At 41.4% G+C, this 19,142-nt stretch carries 16 protein-coding genes; 10 read left to right on the forward strand and 6 right to left on the reverse strand.

Features of this window, described 5'->3' with window-relative positions; genetic code table 11:
* The first annotated feature begins 6 nt into the window (after nucleotides 1–6).
* The 10 genes from rsxB to OA91_RS01175 all read left to right on the forward strand — a co-directional run bounded on the left by rsxB (nucleotide 7) and on the right by OA91_RS01175 (nucleotide 11,157).
* Nucleotides 7–606 carry an electron transport complex subunit RsxB gene (gene rsxB, locus OA91_RS01130; protein ID WP_063338402.1) on the forward strand — a complete coding sequence of 200 codons (600 nt, stop codon included), beginning with the start codon at nucleotides 7–9 and terminating at the stop codon, nucleotides 604–606.
* The gene (gene rsxC / locus OA91_RS01135) at nucleotides 606–4,370 is read left to right on the forward strand and encodes an electron transport complex subunit RsxC (RefSeq protein ID WP_063338401.1); all 3,765 of its coding nucleotides are present in this window, start codon (nucleotides 606–608) and stop codon (nucleotides 4,368–4,370) included. Before rsxB ends, rsxC begins: the two co-directional genes overlap by 1 nt.
* Complete coding sequence (gene rsxD, locus OA91_RS01140) at nucleotides 4,371–5,432, forward strand: electron transport complex subunit RsxD (RefSeq protein WP_063338400.1); 1,062 nt, start codon at nucleotides 4,371–4,373, stop codon at nucleotides 5,430–5,432.
* On the forward strand, nucleotides 5,432–6,049 hold the full coding sequence (gene rsxG / locus OA91_RS01145; protein WP_082827726.1) for an electron transport complex subunit RsxG: 618 nt from the start codon (nucleotides 5,432–5,434) through the stop codon (nucleotides 6,047–6,049). The genes rsxD and rsxG overlap by 1 nt, the downstream gene beginning before the upstream one ends.
* A 26-nt stretch (nucleotides 6,050–6,075) precedes the next feature.
* Nucleotides 6,076–6,849, forward strand: a complete 774-nt coding sequence (locus OA91_RS01150; protein WP_082827727.1) for an electron transport complex subunit E — start codon at nucleotides 6,076–6,078, stop codon at nucleotides 6,847–6,849.
* 28 nt (nucleotides 6,850–6,877) lie between these two features.
* Nucleotides 6,878–7,513 (forward strand): endonuclease III, encoded by a 636-nt coding sequence (nth, locus tag OA91_RS01155; RefSeq protein WP_063338399.1) that lies wholly within the window; start codon nucleotides 6,878–6,880, stop codon nucleotides 7,511–7,513.
* 304 nt (nucleotides 7,514–7,817) lie between these two features.
* Nucleotides 7,818–8,054: a DUF1294 domain-containing protein gene (locus OA91_RS24810; protein ID WP_063338398.1), complete on the forward strand. Its 237-nt coding sequence runs from the start codon at nucleotides 7,818–7,820 to the stop codon at nucleotides 8,052–8,054.
* A gap of 48 nt (nucleotides 8,055–8,102) precedes the next feature.
* Nucleotides 8,103–9,083, forward strand: coding sequence for an ABC transporter substrate-binding protein (locus OA91_RS01165; protein WP_063338397.1), 981 nt, complete (start codon nucleotides 8,103–8,105; stop codon nucleotides 9,081–9,083).
* 215 nt (nucleotides 9,084–9,298) lie between these two features.
* Complete coding sequence (locus tag OA91_RS01170) at nucleotides 9,299–10,633, forward strand: aspartate aminotransferase family protein (RefSeq protein ID WP_063338396.1); 1,335 nt, start codon at nucleotides 9,299–9,301, stop codon at nucleotides 10,631–10,633.
* 194 nt (nucleotides 10,634–10,827) lie between these two features.
* A complete protein-coding gene (locus OA91_RS01175) occupies nucleotides 10,828–11,157 on the forward strand; it encodes a hypothetical protein (protein ID WP_063338395.1) in 330 nt (109 codons plus the stop codon).
* A gap of 16 nt (nucleotides 11,158–11,173) precedes the next feature.
* Here OA91_RS01175 and OA91_RS01180 read toward each other — a convergent pair whose 3' ends face one another.
* The 6 genes from OA91_RS01180 to OA91_RS01205 form a co-directional block, all read right to left on the reverse strand.
* The gene (locus tag OA91_RS01180) at nucleotides 11,174–12,409 is read right to left on the reverse strand and encodes an MFS transporter (protein WP_063338394.1); all 1,236 of its coding nucleotides are present in this window, start codon (nucleotides 12,407–12,409) and stop codon (nucleotides 11,174–11,176) included.
* 318 nt (nucleotides 12,410–12,727) lie between these two features.
* Nucleotides 12,728–13,672: a nucleoside hydrolase gene (locus tag OA91_RS01185; RefSeq protein WP_063338393.1), complete on the reverse strand. Its 945-nt coding sequence runs from the start codon at nucleotides 13,670–13,672 to the stop codon at nucleotides 12,728–12,730.
* A 64-nt stretch (nucleotides 13,673–13,736) separates the two neighbouring features.
* Nucleotides 13,737–14,633 carry a ribokinase gene (locus OA91_RS01190; protein WP_063338392.1) on the reverse strand — a complete coding sequence of 299 codons (897 nt, stop codon included), beginning with the start codon at nucleotides 14,631–14,633 and terminating at the stop codon, nucleotides 13,737–13,739.
* A gap of 245 nt (nucleotides 14,634–14,878) precedes the next feature.
* Nucleotides 14,879–16,111, reverse strand: coding sequence for an argininosuccinate synthase (locus tag OA91_RS01195; protein ID WP_009832246.1), 1,233 nt, complete (start codon nucleotides 16,109–16,111; stop codon nucleotides 14,879–14,881).
* A gap of 226 nt (nucleotides 16,112–16,337) precedes the next feature.
* A complete protein-coding gene (locus OA91_RS01200) occupies nucleotides 16,338–18,290 on the reverse strand; it encodes an Lnb N-terminal periplasmic domain-containing protein (protein ID WP_063338391.1) in 1,953 nt (650 codons plus the stop codon).
* A gap of 178 nt (nucleotides 18,291–18,468) precedes the next feature.
* Nucleotides 18,469–18,900 carry a DUF3015 family protein gene (locus OA91_RS01205; protein WP_063338390.1) on the reverse strand — a complete coding sequence of 144 codons (432 nt, stop codon included), beginning with the start codon at nucleotides 18,898–18,900 and terminating at the stop codon, nucleotides 18,469–18,471.
* Between the last annotated feature and the right edge of the window lie 242 nt (nucleotides 18,901–19,142).

The following is a 19,142-nucleotide window of genomic DNA, read 5'->3' on the forward strand; positions in this document are numbered from 1 at the left end:
CTGGCGATGACAACTATCATTTTAGCCGTTGGCATTCTCGTTCTTCTTTGTCTTATTTTTGGTGCCTTACTAGGTTATGCCAATGTGAGGTTCCATGTTGAAGGTAACCCAATCGTCGAACAAATCGACGCTATTTTACCTCAGACTCAATGTGGACAATGTGGGCACCCAGGCTGTCGCCCTTATGCAGAAGCTATCTCAAACGGCGAAGCAATTAACCGCTGTCCACCAGGCGGCCAAGCAACAGTCCAAGCTTTAGCTGACTTATTGGATGTAGAAGCGATTCCACTTGATGGAGATGCTGCAGAAGAGCCGAAAAAACAAGTTGCCGTTATTCGTGAAGATGAATGTATTGGCTGTACTAAGTGTATTCAAGCTTGCCCTGTGGATGCCATTTTAGGTGCAGCAAAACAAATGCACACAGTAATAAGTGATGAATGTACAGGCTGTGACCTATGTGTTGAGCCTTGCCCAGTAGATTGTATTGATATGGTAGAAGTAGCAGTGACCTCTCGTAATTGGTCTTGGCAACAACCCGCTGGTGTTGCCCTTTCAAGTCAGCAAATTATTGCAACTGATAAACCCCCCTTCACGGAGGTGCACTAATGAGCTTACACCAGGCCGAGTTTCAAATTCATGGTGGCATTCACCCACCAGAAAATAAAACACAGTCACTGCAACTGCCCTTAGGCCGTCCATCACTGCCTGAACGTCTTATTTTACCTCTTGGCCAGCACATTGGTCAGGCATCAAAGCCTTTAGTTAAGGTCGGCGATAAGGTTTTAAAAGGTCAGGCAATTGCGATCAACAATGGCTTTTTGAGTAGTTTTCTACACGCTCCTACCTCAGGCGAAATTCTTGCCATTGACTATCATGGAGTACCTCACCCTTCTGGTTTAGATGAAGTATGTATTGAATTACAACCTGACGGGAACGACAGCTGGACAGAGTTAACTCAACTGGATAACTGGTTAGAGCTTCCCAAAGCCGATGTCGTTGCACACCTTGCTGAAATGGGCATAGTGGGCATGGGCGGTGCAGGTTTTCCGACTCAAGTAAAACTTGCTGGTGCGACCAAGCATACGATACACGAACTTATTATCAATGCGGCTGAATGTGAACCTTACATAACAGCAGATGACATGCTTATTCGAGAGAAAACAGAAGCGTTAATTAAGGGTATTCAAGTATTACAAACCTTAATTGAAGCTGAACGAACCATCATAGGCATAGAGGATAATAAGCAAACGGCGATTAAGCTTTTGGTAGACGAAATTGAGCGTACCAAAGCAACAATTGATGTGGTTGTTATGCCAACCAAATACCCATCTGGTGGTGAGAAGCAGCTAATTCAGCTAATTACAGGTAAGGAAGTCCCTAGTGGTCAATTACCTGCTGATATTGGCGTTATGTGCCAGAACGTAGGTACCTGCGTTGCTATCTATGATGCCATTTATCAAGGTAAGCCCCTTATTTCACGTATCACCACCTTAACAGGTGATGCTATGGGCCAAGCTCAGAATGTTGAAGTCTTGTTAGGTACTCCTATCGCGCACTTATTAGATTATGCCGCTTTTAATAGTAAGCAACTTGAGCGTTTGGTCATGGGCGGCCCTATGATGGGGTTCACCATCACGGATAGTCAGGTTCCTGTGGTAAAAACCAGTAACTGTATTCTAGCGGCCAGTAAACAAGAACTGCCAACACCGGCTCCTGAGCAAGCTTGTATTCGTTGTGGTATGTGTGAACAAGCTTGCCCTGCAAGCTTATTACCTCAGCAACTATTATGGTTTAGTAAAAGCCAAGAGCATGATAAAGCCGAACATCATAACCTATTCGATTGCATTGAATGTGGTGCTTGTTCTTATGTTTGTCCAAGTAGCATACCCCTAGTGCAATACTACCGTCATTCAAAAAGTGCCATTAGAGAAGCAAGAGAAGCTGCGGTTAAATCGGATCACGCTAAAGTTCGCTTCGAAGCAAGACAGGCTCGTATCGAAGCCGAAGCAGCAGAAAAAGAAGCTAAACGTTTGGCATCTCGTGCTAAAGCGGCAGCAAGCGCAGCGAAACGTGCAGCGGATTTAAGTGCAAACGAAGATGCTAAAACTCGAGCGCAAGCTAAAGCAGAGCCAAAAGCGGAAGCCAAAGACGATAATCAAGCCCAGATTAAAAAGCTTAAAATTGATATTGCGATTGCCAATACCAAGCTTAAGAAAACGACTAAGCAGCTAACCCAAGCGCAAGAGGCGGCTGATCTTGAGCAAATTAATACCCTAACTCAGGCACAAAAAGAACAGCAAGCTGTGGTATCTGAGCTAGAACAAGCTCTTGCAAAATTAGATACAGTAACTAATACAAAAACCAAAGCGTCAGCGCCTAGCACAGCAAAACCCGCTGTCAGTGATGCCGTTAAAAAAGCAAAAGTCGATTTTGCGATCGCCAGTACCAAGCTTAAGAAGTTACAAAAACAACTCAGTCAAGATGACACTAATACTGATATTGCTCAACAAATCAGTGAACAAGAAGCTGTGGTAAAAACAGCACAGGCGGCATTAGACAAAGCCAATAGCGAAACGCCCCAAGCAGCGCCTGCAGCAAAAACAAGCTCAGGCATAAGTGCTGACTTGAAAAAGGCTAAAATCGACCTTGCCATAGCGAGTACAAAACTTAAGAAGCTAGAAAAACAGCTAGCTGCAGATGAATCTAACAGCGATTTACAAACCCAATTAGCAGAACAAAAGAAGCTAGTTGCAAGTGCACAAGCCGATTTTGATAAATTAAACACGGCTCCGAAAGAGTCGAGTGTCAACCAGCCTGCGGTACAAGTAAATAGCGACGATTTGAAAAAAGCAAAAATCGACCTAGCTATGGCTAGCACTAAGCTTAAAAAGTTAAATAAACAATTAGAGCAAGAGCCTGAAAACGAAGATTTAAAAGCGCAAATCAGTCAGCAAGAAGCCGCACAGTCAAATGCTCAGGCTAGGTTAGACAAGTTTAATAATACAAATGCTGTCGCACCGGTTAAAGAAGCAAAAGCAGCGCCTATCCCTGCATCGGACGAAGTAAAGAAAGCTAAAATCGCTCTTGCAATGGCGAGTACCAAGCTCAAGAAAGCGCAGAAAAAGCTAGCTGAAGATTCAGACAACCAAACGCTTAAAGAACAAGTTGAAACGCTTGAGCAAGAAACGAAACAGGCTCAAATTGCATTAGAGGCGATCACAAGCTCACCTAAAGCGGAAATTACCTCAGAACAAAAAGCTGAAGAAAAAGCGGAATCAAAAAAGCTTGCTAGCCAAGAGGTAAAAGCAGTGCCTGCGGCCTCAAAAGAAGCACTCAAAAAAGCCAAAATAGAGCTTGTTATGGCGAGTACCAAACTTAAAAAGGTACAAAAGAAACTTGTAGAAGAGCCAGATAATCAAGATTTAATTGATCAGGTTAAGCTGCTAGAAACTAAGCATGAAGAGGCACAAAACGCTCTAGATACTCTAAACGCACCTGACACAAAACCTCAAGCAGAGAAGGAAGAAGTTAAGCCTTCAACTAACCCTGAGATAAAAAGTGCAAAAGCTGACATTGAGCCCAAAACGAGTTTAAGCGACGTCGAAATTAAAAAGCTTAAGATAGAAGCCGCTATGGCAAAAGCGTCAGCCGCTAAAATCGAAAAAGCGGTTAAACGAGCACAAGAACTGGAACTTGATGAGTTAGCTGATTTAACTAGCCAGCACCAAGCAAGCCTTGCCCGCGCAGAGCAATTAGCAGAGAACTTAAAAGCCGCTATTTCAGGTGAAAACGTTACTCAGAACATAAAAGCAGCATCTGAACCAGAACCTAAAGCAAGCTCAATATCTGATTCCAAGAAATCATTAAAAATTGAGCATGCGATGGCAAAGGCAGCGCTCAATAAAGTTTTGCTATCCATAAGGCGTATGCAAGATGACGGTGCTAGTGAAGCGGACATCACTGCCACGAATCTACCTCAAGAAAAAGCAGAAAAAGAGCGTCTATTGGCCCAAGTTGAAAGCCAAATGGATCAAGAAGACACACTTAAGGCCGAGCAAGAACGCATCGCTAAACGTGGACCTTTAACCAAGCCTGTGCCTACTGCTAAACCTAAGCCTGATGACTTACTTCCTGAGCTTCCAAGCTTTGAACACTTAAATGAAAGCGAAAGAGCGGCTGAAAGTAAAAAACAAAAAATTGCGGCTGCCATGGCAAAAGCAAAATTGATGAAGTTACAAATACGTTTAGACAAAGAACCGGATAATACAAAGGCTATTCGTATAGAAATGGACCAAGTGCGTATTGAGCAAAAACAAGCTCAACGTATTTTGGCAAAATTAAATGATCTATCAGTGCAAGAGAAAGACTAAATGGCCTTATTAAGGATTACATCGCCCCACACACAACGTGCAGGTCACCGTACATCATGGGTTATGCAGATGGTGATTTTAGCTACTTTACCAGGTTTGCTAGTACAAACTTGGCTGTTTGGCTATGGCACTTTAATCAATGTCATGATCGCTATTGTCACAGCGCTTGCCAGTGAGGCCTTAGTTCTAAAACTTAGAAAGCGTAGCTTAAGCTTCTTCCTTAAAGATTATAGCGCCCTTCTAACAGGCTTATTATTAGCATTAGCCATTCCACCTATTGTTCCTTGGTGGCTAACTGTCACAGGTGTGGCTTTTGCTGTGATAGTAGGTAAACAACTTTATGGGGGCCTAGGTAATAACCCTTTCAACCCGGCTATGGTAGGTTATGCCCTCTTACTGGTGTCTTTCCCTGTGCCTATGACCCAATGGCTAACAGTATCTGAGTTATCACTTGCTCAGCAAACTCTGCCATTTGTCGATAGTATTAAAACCATTTTCTCATCAGGCATTGCAAATATTGATGCTTATACCATGGCCACACCGCTTGATGCTTTCAAACACAAAGAAGGCTTAATGAGCGAAGAAGCTTTTGCTAGTGTAAAAGCCCTGAGCCAAGCTAATTTAGATGCCATGTTATGGGTTAATCTAGCCTACTTAGTTGGCGGCTTATTTTTAATCTATTTACGCATCATTACGTGGCATGCACCTGCTGCTATCTTGGCTGCTCTAGCTGTTATCTCAGGTTTCTTCTTCATAATCGACATCAGTAATGCCGCAACACCTTGGTTCCATCTCACCACAGGCGCCACCATGTTCGGTGCTTTCTTAATTGCAACAGATCCTGTGTCGTCATGTACAAGTAATAAAGGCAAACTGTATTTTGGTGTAGGAATCGGCCTTCTAATCTACATAATACGTACTTGGGGTGGCTATCCAGATGGTGTTGCTTTTGCTGTGCTACTAATGAATTTTGCCGCACCTTTTATTGATTATTATGCTCAACCAAGAACCTATGGCCATAAGAAAGCCAAGAAAGGTTTAAAAACAGGAGCTAACAAGTAATGGAAGTGATTAGTTCTATCCGTAAAAATAGTATCGGGTTAGGCATCTTCGCCATAGTGACAGCCGGACTTATCGCCGTCACACAGCAAGTAACTCAAGAGCGAATTGAAAGTAATGTTCTGCAAGCGCAACAAGCAGCGTTTAGCGAGATTTTGCCTGATCAATATTATGATAATGACCTATATAAAAGCCAAGTAACCCTTGAGCCAGACCTACTACTTGGTACTAAAGAGGCGAGCTTTGCTTACATAGGCCGTGTTAATGGTGAATTCTCTGGCATTATTTTCGAGTCCATTGCACCAGGTGGCTATAACGGTAGCATGTCTTTACTTGTCGCAATTAACCGCGATGGTGTTGTCACAGGAAGCCGTGTAATTCGCCATCAAGAAACACCAGGTCTTGGTGATAAAATTGATATGAAAAAGTCTGACTGGATGCGCTCGTTTGAAAATAAATCCTTTGAGAACTTGGATATAAAGCAATGGAAAGTAAAACGAGACAATGGCTATTTTGATCAATTCACTGGCGCGACAATCACACCAAGAGCCATAGTGAAAAGTGTCAAAAACACACTAGAATATTTTCATCAACATAAAGATGAACTGATTAAGTTATAACCTCTAAGACAAGATAGAATCAGCTTATGAGTACGATAGAAACAGAACTAAACACTGAAGCAGAAGGTGCTGAAACACAGGCAGAAACGCCAGCGACAACTGGGCCTGATTACAGTGAAATTATTTACAACGGTATCTGGAAGAATAACCCAGCACTGGTCCAGCTATTGGGTCTTTGCCCTCTATTGGCCGTCACCAGCACTGTGGTCAATGCGATTGGTTTAGGACTTGCTACCTTGGTTGTATTAATCGGCGCCAACATAGCGGTCTCCTTAATCCGTAACTATGTAACAGATGCTGTCCGTTTACCTGCTTTTGTCATGATCATTGCCTCATTTGTAACCTCAATCGAATTGATCATGCAGGCTTATACCTATGAGCTTTATCAAATTCTAGGTATCTTCATCCCGTTAATCGTCACTAACTGTGCCATCTTAGGCCGTGCAGACTCGTTTGCAGCAAGAAATCCAGTTATCCCTTCTGCCCTCGATGGCTTGATGATGGGGTTAGGCTTTATGGCAGTACTTGTCATACTTGGCGCTATGCGAGAGTTGATTGGCCAAGGGACGCTATTCTCTGACATGCAGCTTTTACTCGGTGATGTTGCAGTTAATTGGAAAATAGAAGTTTTCACTGATTACCCGGATGTTCTTTTTGCTATTCTGCCACCTGGTGCTTTTATCGGTCTTGGTTTGCTCATCGCCTTAAAAAACAGTTGGGATGAAAAAGCAAAAGAGCGAGCAGAAAAGAACAAGGCAGATACCGAAGCCGTCGATCGTCGTGTTAGAGTAACAGGCTAACAAGTCTTAGAAGAAGCTAGAGTAGAAAATGAACAAAGCCAAACGCCATGAAATTTTTAGCCGTTTAAGAGCAGAAAACCCAGATCCTAAAACAGAGCTAGAATACTCAAGCCCGTTCGAACTTCTTATTGCAGTCCTATTATCAGCTCAAGCTACGGATGTGAGTGTTAATAAGGCCACACGTAAGCTTTTTCCTGTGGCCAACACTCCTCAAGCTATTCTGGACCTTGGTGTAGATGGCTTAAAAGAGTACATCAAGACCATTGGCCTTTTTAATGCTAAGGCAGAAAACACAATCAAAACATGCCGTATTTTGGTTGAAAAGCACGATAGTGTGGTACCAGATACACGAGAAGCTTTAGAAGCTCTACCAGGAGTTGGCCGTAAAACAGCGAATGTCGTGTTAAATACAGCTTTTAGGCAAATCGCCATGGCAGTTGATACTCATATCTTCCGTTTTGGGAATCGTACTAAAGTTGCCCCAGGTAAAGATGTGCTAGAAGTAGAGCAAAAGCTAATGAAATTTGTACCTAAAGAGTTTTTGCTAGATGCGCACCATTGGATGATTTTACATGGCCGCTATATCTGTGTTGCCAGAAAGCCTAAGTGCGATGCCTGCTTGATCGAAGATCTATGTGAATTCAAAGAAAAAACCAGCACCTAACGCCCTTATTACTCAAGGACTGAGTATGTCATTTCAGCTAAACAATACCTTTCTTTGTAACACCCCTATTTAGAATAGTAAGGTATTTTTAACATCTAACCTTTTAATTACAACAAACCTTTTATTGAGAAAGCCTATTTAAAGGCGAAGTAAGGTTAGCAAGTACACACAAACAAATTTTCAAAGTAAGATAGATTTAATATTTATGCTAAGACTCATTTTCGCTACAGTATTTTTATTCTTACTGACTTTCCTCTCTCTTGTATCCGTATTAAGTTGGCACCTTGTATTTCTGTACTTCATAATGAGCCTAGTCACCTTCGTCTTTTTTGCCTTCGACAAGCAGGCGTCAATCAGATCACAGAGACGTATTCGAGAAACAACGTTATTTCTTTTGATCACCTTATGTGGTTGGCCCGGCGCTTTGTTCGCTCAAACCTTATTACATCATAAATCAGTAAAACCTAGCTTCATTAGAATCAGCTTAGCCTTGATTAGTTTTAACTTAATTTTACTCTTATTATTCATCTATCAAGCGTAGAATTTCGCCATTACAACCCTGTTTTATTCACTTTTAAAAGAAAATACTATGAAAAAGTCACTCATATTTTTTGCTCTTATCTCAAGCAGTTTACAAGCTGAGGAATGCGGTAATATCACGATCGCAGATATGAACTGGAACTCTGCTAGCTTAATGGCACATATTGACCAATATATTTTAAATCAAGGGTTTGATTGCGATGCCGAGCTCATCCCAGGTGATAGCATTCCAACCATTACTTCCATGCTGAATAAAGGCCAGCCGGATATCGCTCCAGAATTTTGGACGAATGGCAGCAAAGAAGCCCTTGCAGAAGGTATTGCTGAAAAACGTCTACGTAAAGCAGGTCGTTCTTTATCAGAAGGTGGTGAAGAAGGCTTTTGGGTCCCTGCTTATTTACTCGATGAATATCCAAATATTAATACGCTAGCAGGTATAAAGGAAAATGCTGATATCTTTACGCACCCTGAAGACTCTGAACTATCAGCTTTTTACTCTTGTCCAGCTGGCTGGGTATGCCAAATTACCACTGAAAATTTATTCAAGTCTTTAAACTTAGAAGAAGCAGGCTTTGAGACTGTCGACCCGGGCTCCGCAGCAGGTCTATCAGGATCTATCGCTAAGGCCTTTACAAGAAAAGAGCCTTGGTTTGGTTATTACTGGTCGCCAACGGAAGTGCTAGGTAAATACGACATGGTCAAAGTGGACTTTGGTACAGGAACAGATATTGAGGGTTACCAAACCTGTATTACTCAACCAGATTGCCTTGACCCTAAGGCAACCATGTATCCGGCATCACCCGTATATAGCATTACCACAGAGTCCTTTGCTATTAATTCTCCTCCTGCTTATGAATACATAAGTAAGCGAAGTTTTAATAATCGCCAAATGAGTAAGTTACTTGCTTGGATGGAAGATAATCAGGCAGACAGTGAAGAAGCAATGTACCACTTCTTTGAAACGTATCCAGAATTGTGGCAGGTCTGGCTACCAAAAGAGATATCTCAAAAAGTACTCAAGTCCCTTTAATCTCAAGTTAGATTTATCAGGTAAGTTAATTTTAGCTTGCCTGATTTTGCTACTAACGAACAGCAGCCCTCTTATACTTTCCTCCAAATATTTCCATCACTTAGTTAATTTTTTACTTAACTAAGTATAAATAACAATGAATTTAATAAACTTTCATGACATTGAATACTGACCCTATTCGCACACAGACAGATTCAGTTTTATAGGATAGGGCCATGACACATATTGCTAAATCAACACTTACTCAAGCTCAACTTGATGCACACTGGATGGCCTACACAGGCAATCGTCAATTTAAACAAGATCCAAGAATTATCCAAAGCGCCGATGGTAATTATTATACCGATGCTGACGGTCGTAAAATTTTTGATGGTTTATCTGGTTTATGGACTTGTGGTCTTGGCCACAATGTTAAGCGCATTAACCAAGCTGTTAGCCAGCAAATGGGACAACTAGATTACTCTCCAGCCTTTCAGTTTGGCCATGAAAAATCCTTCCAGCTAGCTGAACGAATCGGACAATATATGCCAGAAGGATTGAATCGTGTTTTCTTTACCGGTTCAGGCTCTGAGTCTGTTGATACAGCTTTAAAAGTAGCGAGAGCTTATTGGCGCAAAAAGGGCCAAGGGACTAAAACCAAATTTATTGGCCGTGCTAAAGGTTACCATGGCGCAGGGATATCCGGTTTTAGTGTCGGTGGTATTCCAGCTAACCGCGCTCTTTACGGCCAAGGGTTAGAGTCCTATCACCTACCTCATACACAAGTGGCAGGTAACGAGTTTTGCCAAGGCATGCCAGAACAAGGTGCACACAAAGCAGAAGAACTTATTAACCTGATTGCTTTACATGATGCATCTAATATTGCCGCTGTGATTGTCGAGCCTATGTCAGGGTCTGCTGGAGTCATTATTCCTCCTGTTGGCTATCTAAACCGTTTACGTGAAATCTGTGATCAGCATAACATTTTGCTTATTTTTGATGAGGTCATCACAGGTTTTGGTCGCATGGGAGCCAAAACAGGTTCTGAAGCTTTTGGTGTGACACCTGATGCTATCGTCATGGCAAAACAGGTCACTAATGGGGCTATTCCTATGGGAGCGGTTGCCTTTAAACAAGAAATCTATGACACCTTTATGGAGCACGGTGGCCCAGATTACCAACTTGAAATCCCTCATGGTTATACTTATTCCGCCCATCCAGTAGCTTGTGCTGCCGCACTCGCAGCACTTGATGAATTGGAAGAAGAAGGCTTAATTGGCCGTGTTAAAGAAATGAGCAACACCTACCAAGATTGCGTCCACCAGCTTGCCACCAGTGACATGGTGACAGACATTAGAAACTATGGATTTGCAGCAGGCTTAACTTTAGCACCCGTTGATAACGAGCCAGGCAAGCGTCCTTTCCAAGTTGCCATGCGCATGTGGGAAAAAGGTTTTTATGTTCGTTATGGTGGTGACACCATTCAAATGGCACCTCCATTTTCAACCAGTAAAAATGAAATGGATAATATGATTAACGCACTAGCAGACTCAATGAAAGAAACAGACTAGCATTAAACTAGCCAGAAAAAGCCCTGCTAACTAAGTGGGGCTTTTTAATTAGTTTGTTAAAATACTAAGCCAGCTTTTACTTCTAGAAAAAGTAGTTTTTGCGATTTGTCATAAAAATGCTTAAAAAGCACTAAAACCCTGTCACTTAAGGTTAGAATATAAAAATTATTAATCTTTAAACGTTAAGGGTTAGCATGGCTAAGAAAACCTCACAAGCCTATGTTCGCTGCTTTTGGACAGGAAGAATGCAGTTATTAAATGGCAAGTATCTCCCTCTTCACTGCACTCATATTTCCAATAAACAAGTTGAAGTTGAGATTCCGCAAGCCTTAATAGGCTCTCCCAAAATAATGTTAGAGCTAGATGCCATTCATGAAGGAGAAAGCCGACATATTAAAGCAATTTGCGCGATGGATTTAGATGTCTTAAATGAACATGATAAGCACTATATCAAACTACATTTTGAAAATATCAAACAAGAAGACAGTGACTTTATAGAGAAATTCGTAAAGGCCCATGCTTAACTAACGTATCAAGCACCTAGCCTAATTCAGTTTGTAAAGAGGCAACCGCCGCTCTTTTTTGATGCTGGATAATATAGAGTCCTAACATTACTAACAAAAATGCATCCGCTGCAATAATCATATAAACCAAGTCTAAAGACTGAGTTATATCGAAAATATAGCCAGCTAAAAGATTACCTGCTGTACCACCAAAGCCAAATGAAACCATGCAAATACCATTAATTTGCATGGTAGCAGTTGCATTAAATGATTGGCTTACCCAACCTGCAATCACTCCCCACATGGGAAAATACATCAAGCCATAACCAAATCCAGCCACAGGTGCAAAGAAAGCGGCATCATACAAAAAAGCTAAACAACAAACAAAAAAGCCGCTAAAAATCAGCATAAGCGCGTTAGGGTGCCCTTTAGTATCCGCCAGTTTCCCAATTAAAAAACCCGCGAACATGCCGCTTATACCGGCAGTCGTCCAAGTGTAGCCACCCAGCTCAGCAGGTAAATGAAGGCTATCTAAATAGGTATTGAGCCAGTTCGCAAATGGCATGGTGGCAAAACCAACAAATAAGCAAACAGCACAGGCAAAAAAGGCAACAGGATGATTAACAACCGTACTTAGTAAGGCTTTAAAGGATAAGGCTTCTTGACTCGTTTTACGCTTAACATTGGCTTTAGCGTCACTATGGGATTCAAGCTCTACTTCCACTTTTTTAAGCTTTAGTAATAAATAACAGGTTAACCCCATAACTAGTGCGCCAAATAAAGCGGCAATCAACCAACTCGCTTGCCAACCTAAAAGCGGCACAATAAAAAGGATCAAGCCACCATTAATTGCATAGCCCCAAGCCGTTCCACTGGATGCCGTCGTTAAAAAAGTAGCGCATTGGTTAGGGTTAGCATGACGGCTGATGATTTCAACTATGGTTCCCCAACTGATTGAAGCACTCGCTGCCATGATTGAAAGCAAAATGATAATAAGCACAGGGTCTTCAATGATGGATAAACTCATTAACAATGACGTCGTTGTAATACCAGTAATCACAGATAAACGTGAAGTGCCTACCTTAGGTCCTATCGCTCCAAGCAATAGTGCTCCGGCAAGATAAGCAATTTGGGTTAAAGCGCCAACTAAAGCAAGGTGCCAATGCGTAATCGCGATGTCCTCACGCATCATAGGCACAAGTGCTGCAAAAAGAAAAAGCCCAAAACCATGGCTTAAGATCTGGTTTAAAGCAAATACAAGTGCCATAAACATGATTAACTATCCCTCATAAATAAGGCGTATTTAGCTGGGCTGGTCCCCGTTTAGATACGCTAGGTCACGCTTCAGATCCTGCCTTAGGGCAAACTATCATTATTCGCTTTTATGGGGAGAAGATAACTCGAATCCCGACCCAATTTTATCTTTGAAAGACAAACTCAGGGATTATTGGGGAAGATTCTTGATAGAGGAATAAAAGCTACACCTAGGTAGCAAAATGAGAGAGTGAGCCAAAGTAAGTATAATCTATAGCCATACTTACTAAGAGTCAGATCAAGTAATACACTTTTAGAAAAGTGTATTACTCAGGAACTAGTTAGATAAAGTTTCTTCGAAAAGTGCTAGCAACTTTTCACTGTCAACTTCCATACATATTTGAGAGGTTGGAATATTCTTCCACGCTTCTGCTGGGAAAATTTTTCCTTCTGGCGCAACGATAGTTTGCCCGATAGCAATACCTTCACAGGCTACACGTACAGTACCCAGCTCTAAACCAAAAAGCTCTGGTTGCAATACATAAGCAATGGTTGATGCATCATGGAAATAACACCCTTCAACCCCAAATGTTTCACCATAGAAATTAATGTAATGCTGAGCAGCTTGCATCAAGAAGTCCCCTTCAACAGGATTAGCTTGTTTGATACGAGCGAGCCTTTCATTATCTAACAGCACCTGATGCGTCACATCAAGGCCGATCATGGTCACTTGCCAATTAGCTGTAAACACGATATCTGCTGCATCTGGGTCATTAATAATGTTTGCTTCAGCTACAGGAGTGACATTGCCATACTCAAGGTGAGCACCACCCATAAGCACAACTTCATCCACAAGACCAGCAATTTCAGGGTCTAGCTCAAGCGCCGTTGCTAAGTTGCCTAATGGCCCTAAAGCCACAATAGTGACTTCACCAGGATGTGCTTTAACTGTATTCACAATAAACTCAGCAGCACTTTCAGCAACAGGCTGGTTTGTCGATGCTGGCCAGTCAATATTGCCAAAACCATCTTTACCATGGACAAAGTCAGGATGAGGTAACGGCTCTCTTTCTAATGGTAACGCCACACCTTTAGCAACAGGAACGGATACACCTGCAACCTCATTTAATGTCAGCGCATTTTCTGTCGCCTTCTCAACTGGCACATTACCAAAGGTTGTTGTCAAACCCAGTACTTCAATCCCCTTTGCTTTGTAAGCAAAAAAGATGGCCATAGCATCATCAATACCAGGATCTGTATCTATAATAATTTTACGTGTCATTTCCCGTTTCCTCTTTTTATCGCGCTATGCTGTTTTAGCGGCTTTTATTTTTTGCCTACTAATATTATTTGGCGTGTTCTTGTAAAAAAGCATCAACCTCTTCAATGCTTGGAATAGCTGGCGCGGCCCCCATACGAGTGACACAGATTGCAGAAGCAGCACAGCCACGCTGCATGGCTTGCGTCATAGTTAGATTGTTTGTTAATGCAGCCAAGCAGAAACCTATAAAGGTATCACCTGCCGCCGTCGTATCTTGTGCCGTTACTTTAAACGCAGGCACAAACTCATCTTGCCCAGCATTTAAATAACGTACTCCATCACTTCCTAGTGTCATCAATATGGCCAGATCAGCATAGGTATTTGCCAAGCTTATTTTTGCGTCATCAATGCTAGTGACTTGCATCAAATCCATAGCCTCAACTTCATTGACGATAAGCAAGTCAACGCAAGCAAGCACGGAACGCGTTAAATCTGCATCCATAGGAGCTGGGTTAAAAGCAACCTTAATACCGAGTTCGTGAGCTTTCTCAATGGTATATGCAACAAGATTAGTTTCGTTTTGCAATAACACCCAATCATCAGAGCTCGCTTGTGCTAAAACAGAATCGACTTGTGCTTCCGTTAAAGCATGGTTGGCGCCTTGAAATAAAATAATGGCATTTTCAGCTTCTTTATTAAGCTGAATAATAGCGTGCCCTGTTGCTTCAGGAACTTGCGCGATTAAATCCGTATTCACACCCAATTCTGACAACTGCATCAAAATATCTTGGTTAGCACTATTAATAGCACCAACATGTTTAATATCCGCACCCGCTTTTGCTAAGGCTACCGACTGGTTAGCCCCTTTTCCGCCTAATAATAGCTGGTACTGGGTAGAGGCCATGGTCTCACCAGGTCGAACAAAGTGATCAACTTGATAAAGGTGATCTAAATTAATCGAGCCGAAATTATAAATCGTCATGGCGCACATCCTCTTTATTATCTATCTGTTAAGCTTGTTATTTTACTACAAATAACAAAAGTGCATAGATTGAAACATTAGTTTTAATAATACTCAAGTTCAAAAGCTTGAGTACATAAAAAAGAAAAACGCCTCGCTATCTTTTACCTACTGGTATGAGTAACGAGGCGTTTTTATTATTTGCATTCCTTTAGAGGTGCAAATATCAGACTGTCTTGCTTACTGCAATTGAGCCCTATTGGAACTTATTCTTCATCTTTAAGGAAAGAACGTCCTTTTTGAGCAGCAATACGCATACGCAATGCGTTTAGCTTAATAAAACCAGCTGCATCTTTTTGATCGTAAGCACCAGCATCATCTTCGAATGTTGCAATAGAGCTATCAAACAGGCTGTAAGGAGACTGACGACCAACAACAATAACATTACCCTTGTATAGTTTAAGACGAACAGTACCAGTCACAAACTCTTGAGAAGCATCGATCATAGCCTGCATCATCTTACGCTCTTCAGACCACCAAAAACCGTTATAAATCACTTTCGCGTAACGAGGCATCATCTCATCTTTCAAGTGAGCAGCTTCACGATCTAGCGTGATTGATTCAATTGCACGGTGAGACTTAAGCAAGATGGTGCCACCAGGTGTTTCATAACAACCACGTGCTTTCATGCCAACAAAACGGTTCTCAACGATGTCAGCACGGCCAATACCATTCGCGCCACCAATCTTGTTTAATTGCTCAAGAATCGTTGCAGGTGATAATGCTTCACCATTGATAGAAACAGCGTCACCTTTTTCGTAACCGATTTCGATATAAGTTGCTTCATCAGGTGCATCTTCTGGAGATACAGACCAACGCCACATGTCAGATTCAGCTTCTGTCCATGGATCTTCAAGCATGTCGCCTTCGTAGGAGATATGTAGAAGGTTAGCATCCATAGAGTAAGGAGATTTTTTCTTAGTCGTAGAAAAATCAACTGGGATCTCATGTTTTTCACAGTAAGCCATCAAAGTCTCACGTGAAGTTAGATCCCATTCACGCCATGGCGCAATCACTTTTACGCCAGGCTTAAGTGCATAAGCACCTAGTTCAAAACGAACCTGATCATTACCTTTACCGGTTGCGCCGTGTGAGATTGCATCAGCACCTGTCTCATTAGCGATCTCAATCAATCGCTTAGCGATAAGTGGGCGAGCAATAGATGTACCTAGTAGATACTCACCTTCATAAATGGTGTTAGCGCGGAACATAGGGAATACGAAGTCGCGTACGAACTCTTCGCGTAGGTCTTCGATGTAAATTTCTTTAATGCCTAACGCTTGTGCTTTAGCACGTGCTGGTTCAACTTCTTCACCTTGACCTAGGTCAGCGGTGAAAGTGACTACTTCGCACTGGTACTCTTCTTGAAGCCACTTCACGATTACGGAAGTGTCCAGGCCGCCAGAATAGGCTAAAACAACCTTCTTCACGTCAGACATTACTTATTTACTCCTAAATGAGGTTCAATTTGGTATTTTTGAGTAATTACAGGTCTCAAAATACGAAAAATTGAGTTTAATAAAATAGGGGCTTAGTGTATGACCTAGGCCCAGTCATAGCAAGCCTAGATGCCATTTAGTGAGCCCCATTTCCCACTCTTTTTTAAGCCCACTCATTTCATTGTCACTTTTTACTCTATGAAATTTTTAAGATATGAAAATTCACTTAGAAAAAATGATTATATTGTAGAGAGAATTGACTAAAGTGCGTTTTACCTAATATTTCTTCACGCTCGGCATTTACACTAATACTTTGATTTTGCTGCCAAGTCCAACTGCCCGTCCAGCGCAGCTTCATCCGGCTAAACTTTGCATTTAAAAAACGATATTGGCTAGCGTGTAACTCACTAGTATAGACATCATTTTGCAATAGCAAGCCGACATCGACTTTAGGCGCAAATTCCAAATAATCTTGAAACTCATTTGAACCCTCTAGCTGCCCACCAAACAAAGCATACATATCTAGCTGATTAAAACGCCAACTACGGCCAAAGCCTGCGACGACTTGTTTATTAAGTCTACGACTATCATCAGGCATAAGATGTCTCTCTAAACCCGTACTTACTTGCCAAGCGGTATGGGTTAGATACTTATCTGAAGGCGTCAAAGATCGAATATTGAGTAGATCAAAACTTTCAAGTTTGATGTCATTTTCATCAAATACACTTTTTTGTTGTAAGAAGTTAATCTGTGAACCTTTATCAAAACCATAAACAGGGTCATCCAAACTATGCAGAGTGAGTTTTAAATCGAGTACACCTTTATTTTGCTCACTCGTATTTACAAAACCTAGGCTCAGCTTTTGACTTAAATGCCCTTTCTCAGGTGCCACAAGTTGTGTAACTTGCAATTCATCACTTGATTTACCCAGTTTACTCCTCGCTCTTAGAAGAGGTAGACCTAATCGTTTTTTCTTGTTTTTCGCATCTTTCCCCCTGAGTGTTATGAGCTTATAAGCCGCTTCTAACACCAGCCTTTGCCTATCACGGGGCAATAATTTTATTTGCTCAGCAAGTGACTCATATTTGTTTTCCTGTAAATCAAATACCAAATCTTTCTCTGCTTGGCTCAAATGCTGAAGATATGTGTAAAACAAGCGATTTTCAGATGGTCTAAACTGTTTTTTCTCAATCCATTCTCGTTTTTCTAACGCTCGAATGGTATCAACAGGAATCGCCAAATAATCAAATTCAGCGGTTAGATCCTGCTCAGGCCTAGCAACATCCAAAACAGCTAATAACTGGTAAGAACAGTTCTGTGTCGAAAAGTAGTAATCAAACCTAACCTCTTGCAGTTCCCACAAATGCGCCATAATCCAATCAGTCTCATCCTCATTCAGGTTAAGCTGATATTCCCATATGTCACGGTTATTAGTACGGGTATATTCCTTAACTTTCTTATGATAATACAGAATAGAAAAATAGCCTGGGTGCCCACCAAAAAGCCCCTTTATCGCATACATAGCACCATAGTGGTCATCTTCCGCATGAGCTGCATAGGTAATTGATTTGGATAAAAGGGTGGATTTGCCTTTTAAATCTAAACGCAACAAGGTGTGGCCAAACATTGAAGAAGGGCTATTCAAAAAAGCTGTTGGAAAAATAAGCCAAGCTTGCTCAACTGGATTCTCATTTCGCCAAACCAAATATTCCTGACAGTAAGATGATTTACCATCAAAACCTATTTCTGCTAATAAAGCCTTATCCTGCTCACTTAACCTTGGGGTCAGCGCCTCGTATAAAAATCGATTTCTAGCAGGAAAATGACAAGCTGTGTCTTTGTCTGCTTCCTGCTCACTCAAAAAGAGTTCAACATTGGCCACTAGCTCTAATTCGGGTCTGTATTTACCTAGATTTGATATAAAAAAACTTTCATCATCAACAATACTTTCATGACCCTTTTGCCAATCAGGTTTGTAATGCAGCAACTTATGCCACCTAGGTGCCTGAGACAAATTTTGATCGAGTGCTATTTGAATGAGTTTTTGCCTTAAATCGTTCTTTTGCAAAGATAAGGAACGAGCTTCACTTTCATTTGCACTTACAGAATGAGAAAAGACGAATAAAGAGAGAAAAACAGCTTGAGCTAGTCTCAATCTTAATAAGGCGGAGCGCACCATAATGTATTTTCATTCCTTTATTAATCAGACCAGAAGAGACCGAAAAAATATTTAGTAGAAGTGATAAATAAGAAGGGAGATACAGCTAGTCTCAAACTAGCCTAGGAAGCATAAGTCGCTCAATAGCCAAACAAAGGGGGAGTCGACTATTGAGTTCCTTAACTGCTTGTTTTACATGTTAGGCAGCAATCACAACACCTTGGATATTCTGCATAACTTCTTCTGCAGTCATGCTGTCAGAAGTATAAATTTGGTCGAAATTTTCTTGCATCAGATTAATAAAAGCTTCTTTTTCTTGCACCTGAAGTAGCTCTGTCAAAGCAAATACAACTTCACCGTCACCCATAGCCATGTCTTCTGCAATTTGCTCCATATTCTGATCAATGAAGATTGTTGCAGCCACAATAGGTTTAGAAGTATCACAACCGGATGTGCCAGATGTCATAGAGTAAGCAGCACCTGTTTGGTTAGTTGTCAGTGCAAATAAGTGAGTAAAAAGTCCTTTGCTACCATCAAAAACTTGAGACCCCATACCACAACCTGGGTTAGCCATGACTGCAAGTGGAGAAAGCGCTAATAAACCTGTTGCTAAAATCTTTGATACTTTCATTCAATTCATTCCATTTTATTATTTTCACTTTCAGCATTCTGACATAAGAAACAATATGCTTACAAACCTTTATTAGCCTTTTCTAAATAAAAAAGCCAAACATAAGTTTGGCTTTTCAGACTGCTGACAAAGTCCTCGCCAACCTAGGCGGGGATTTTTTATAATAAGCCATGCTTAATTCTCGCCCCCAAACTCAGTCTTCTCTTGAGTTCGTCTGTATTGACGAGCTTGTTCCTAAAGAT

It is taken from the genome of Marinomonas sp. SBI8L, assembly GCF_001624705.1.
In the GTDB taxonomy this organism is placed as follows: Bacteria; Pseudomonadota; Gammaproteobacteria; order Pseudomonadales; family Marinomonadaceae; genus Marinomonas.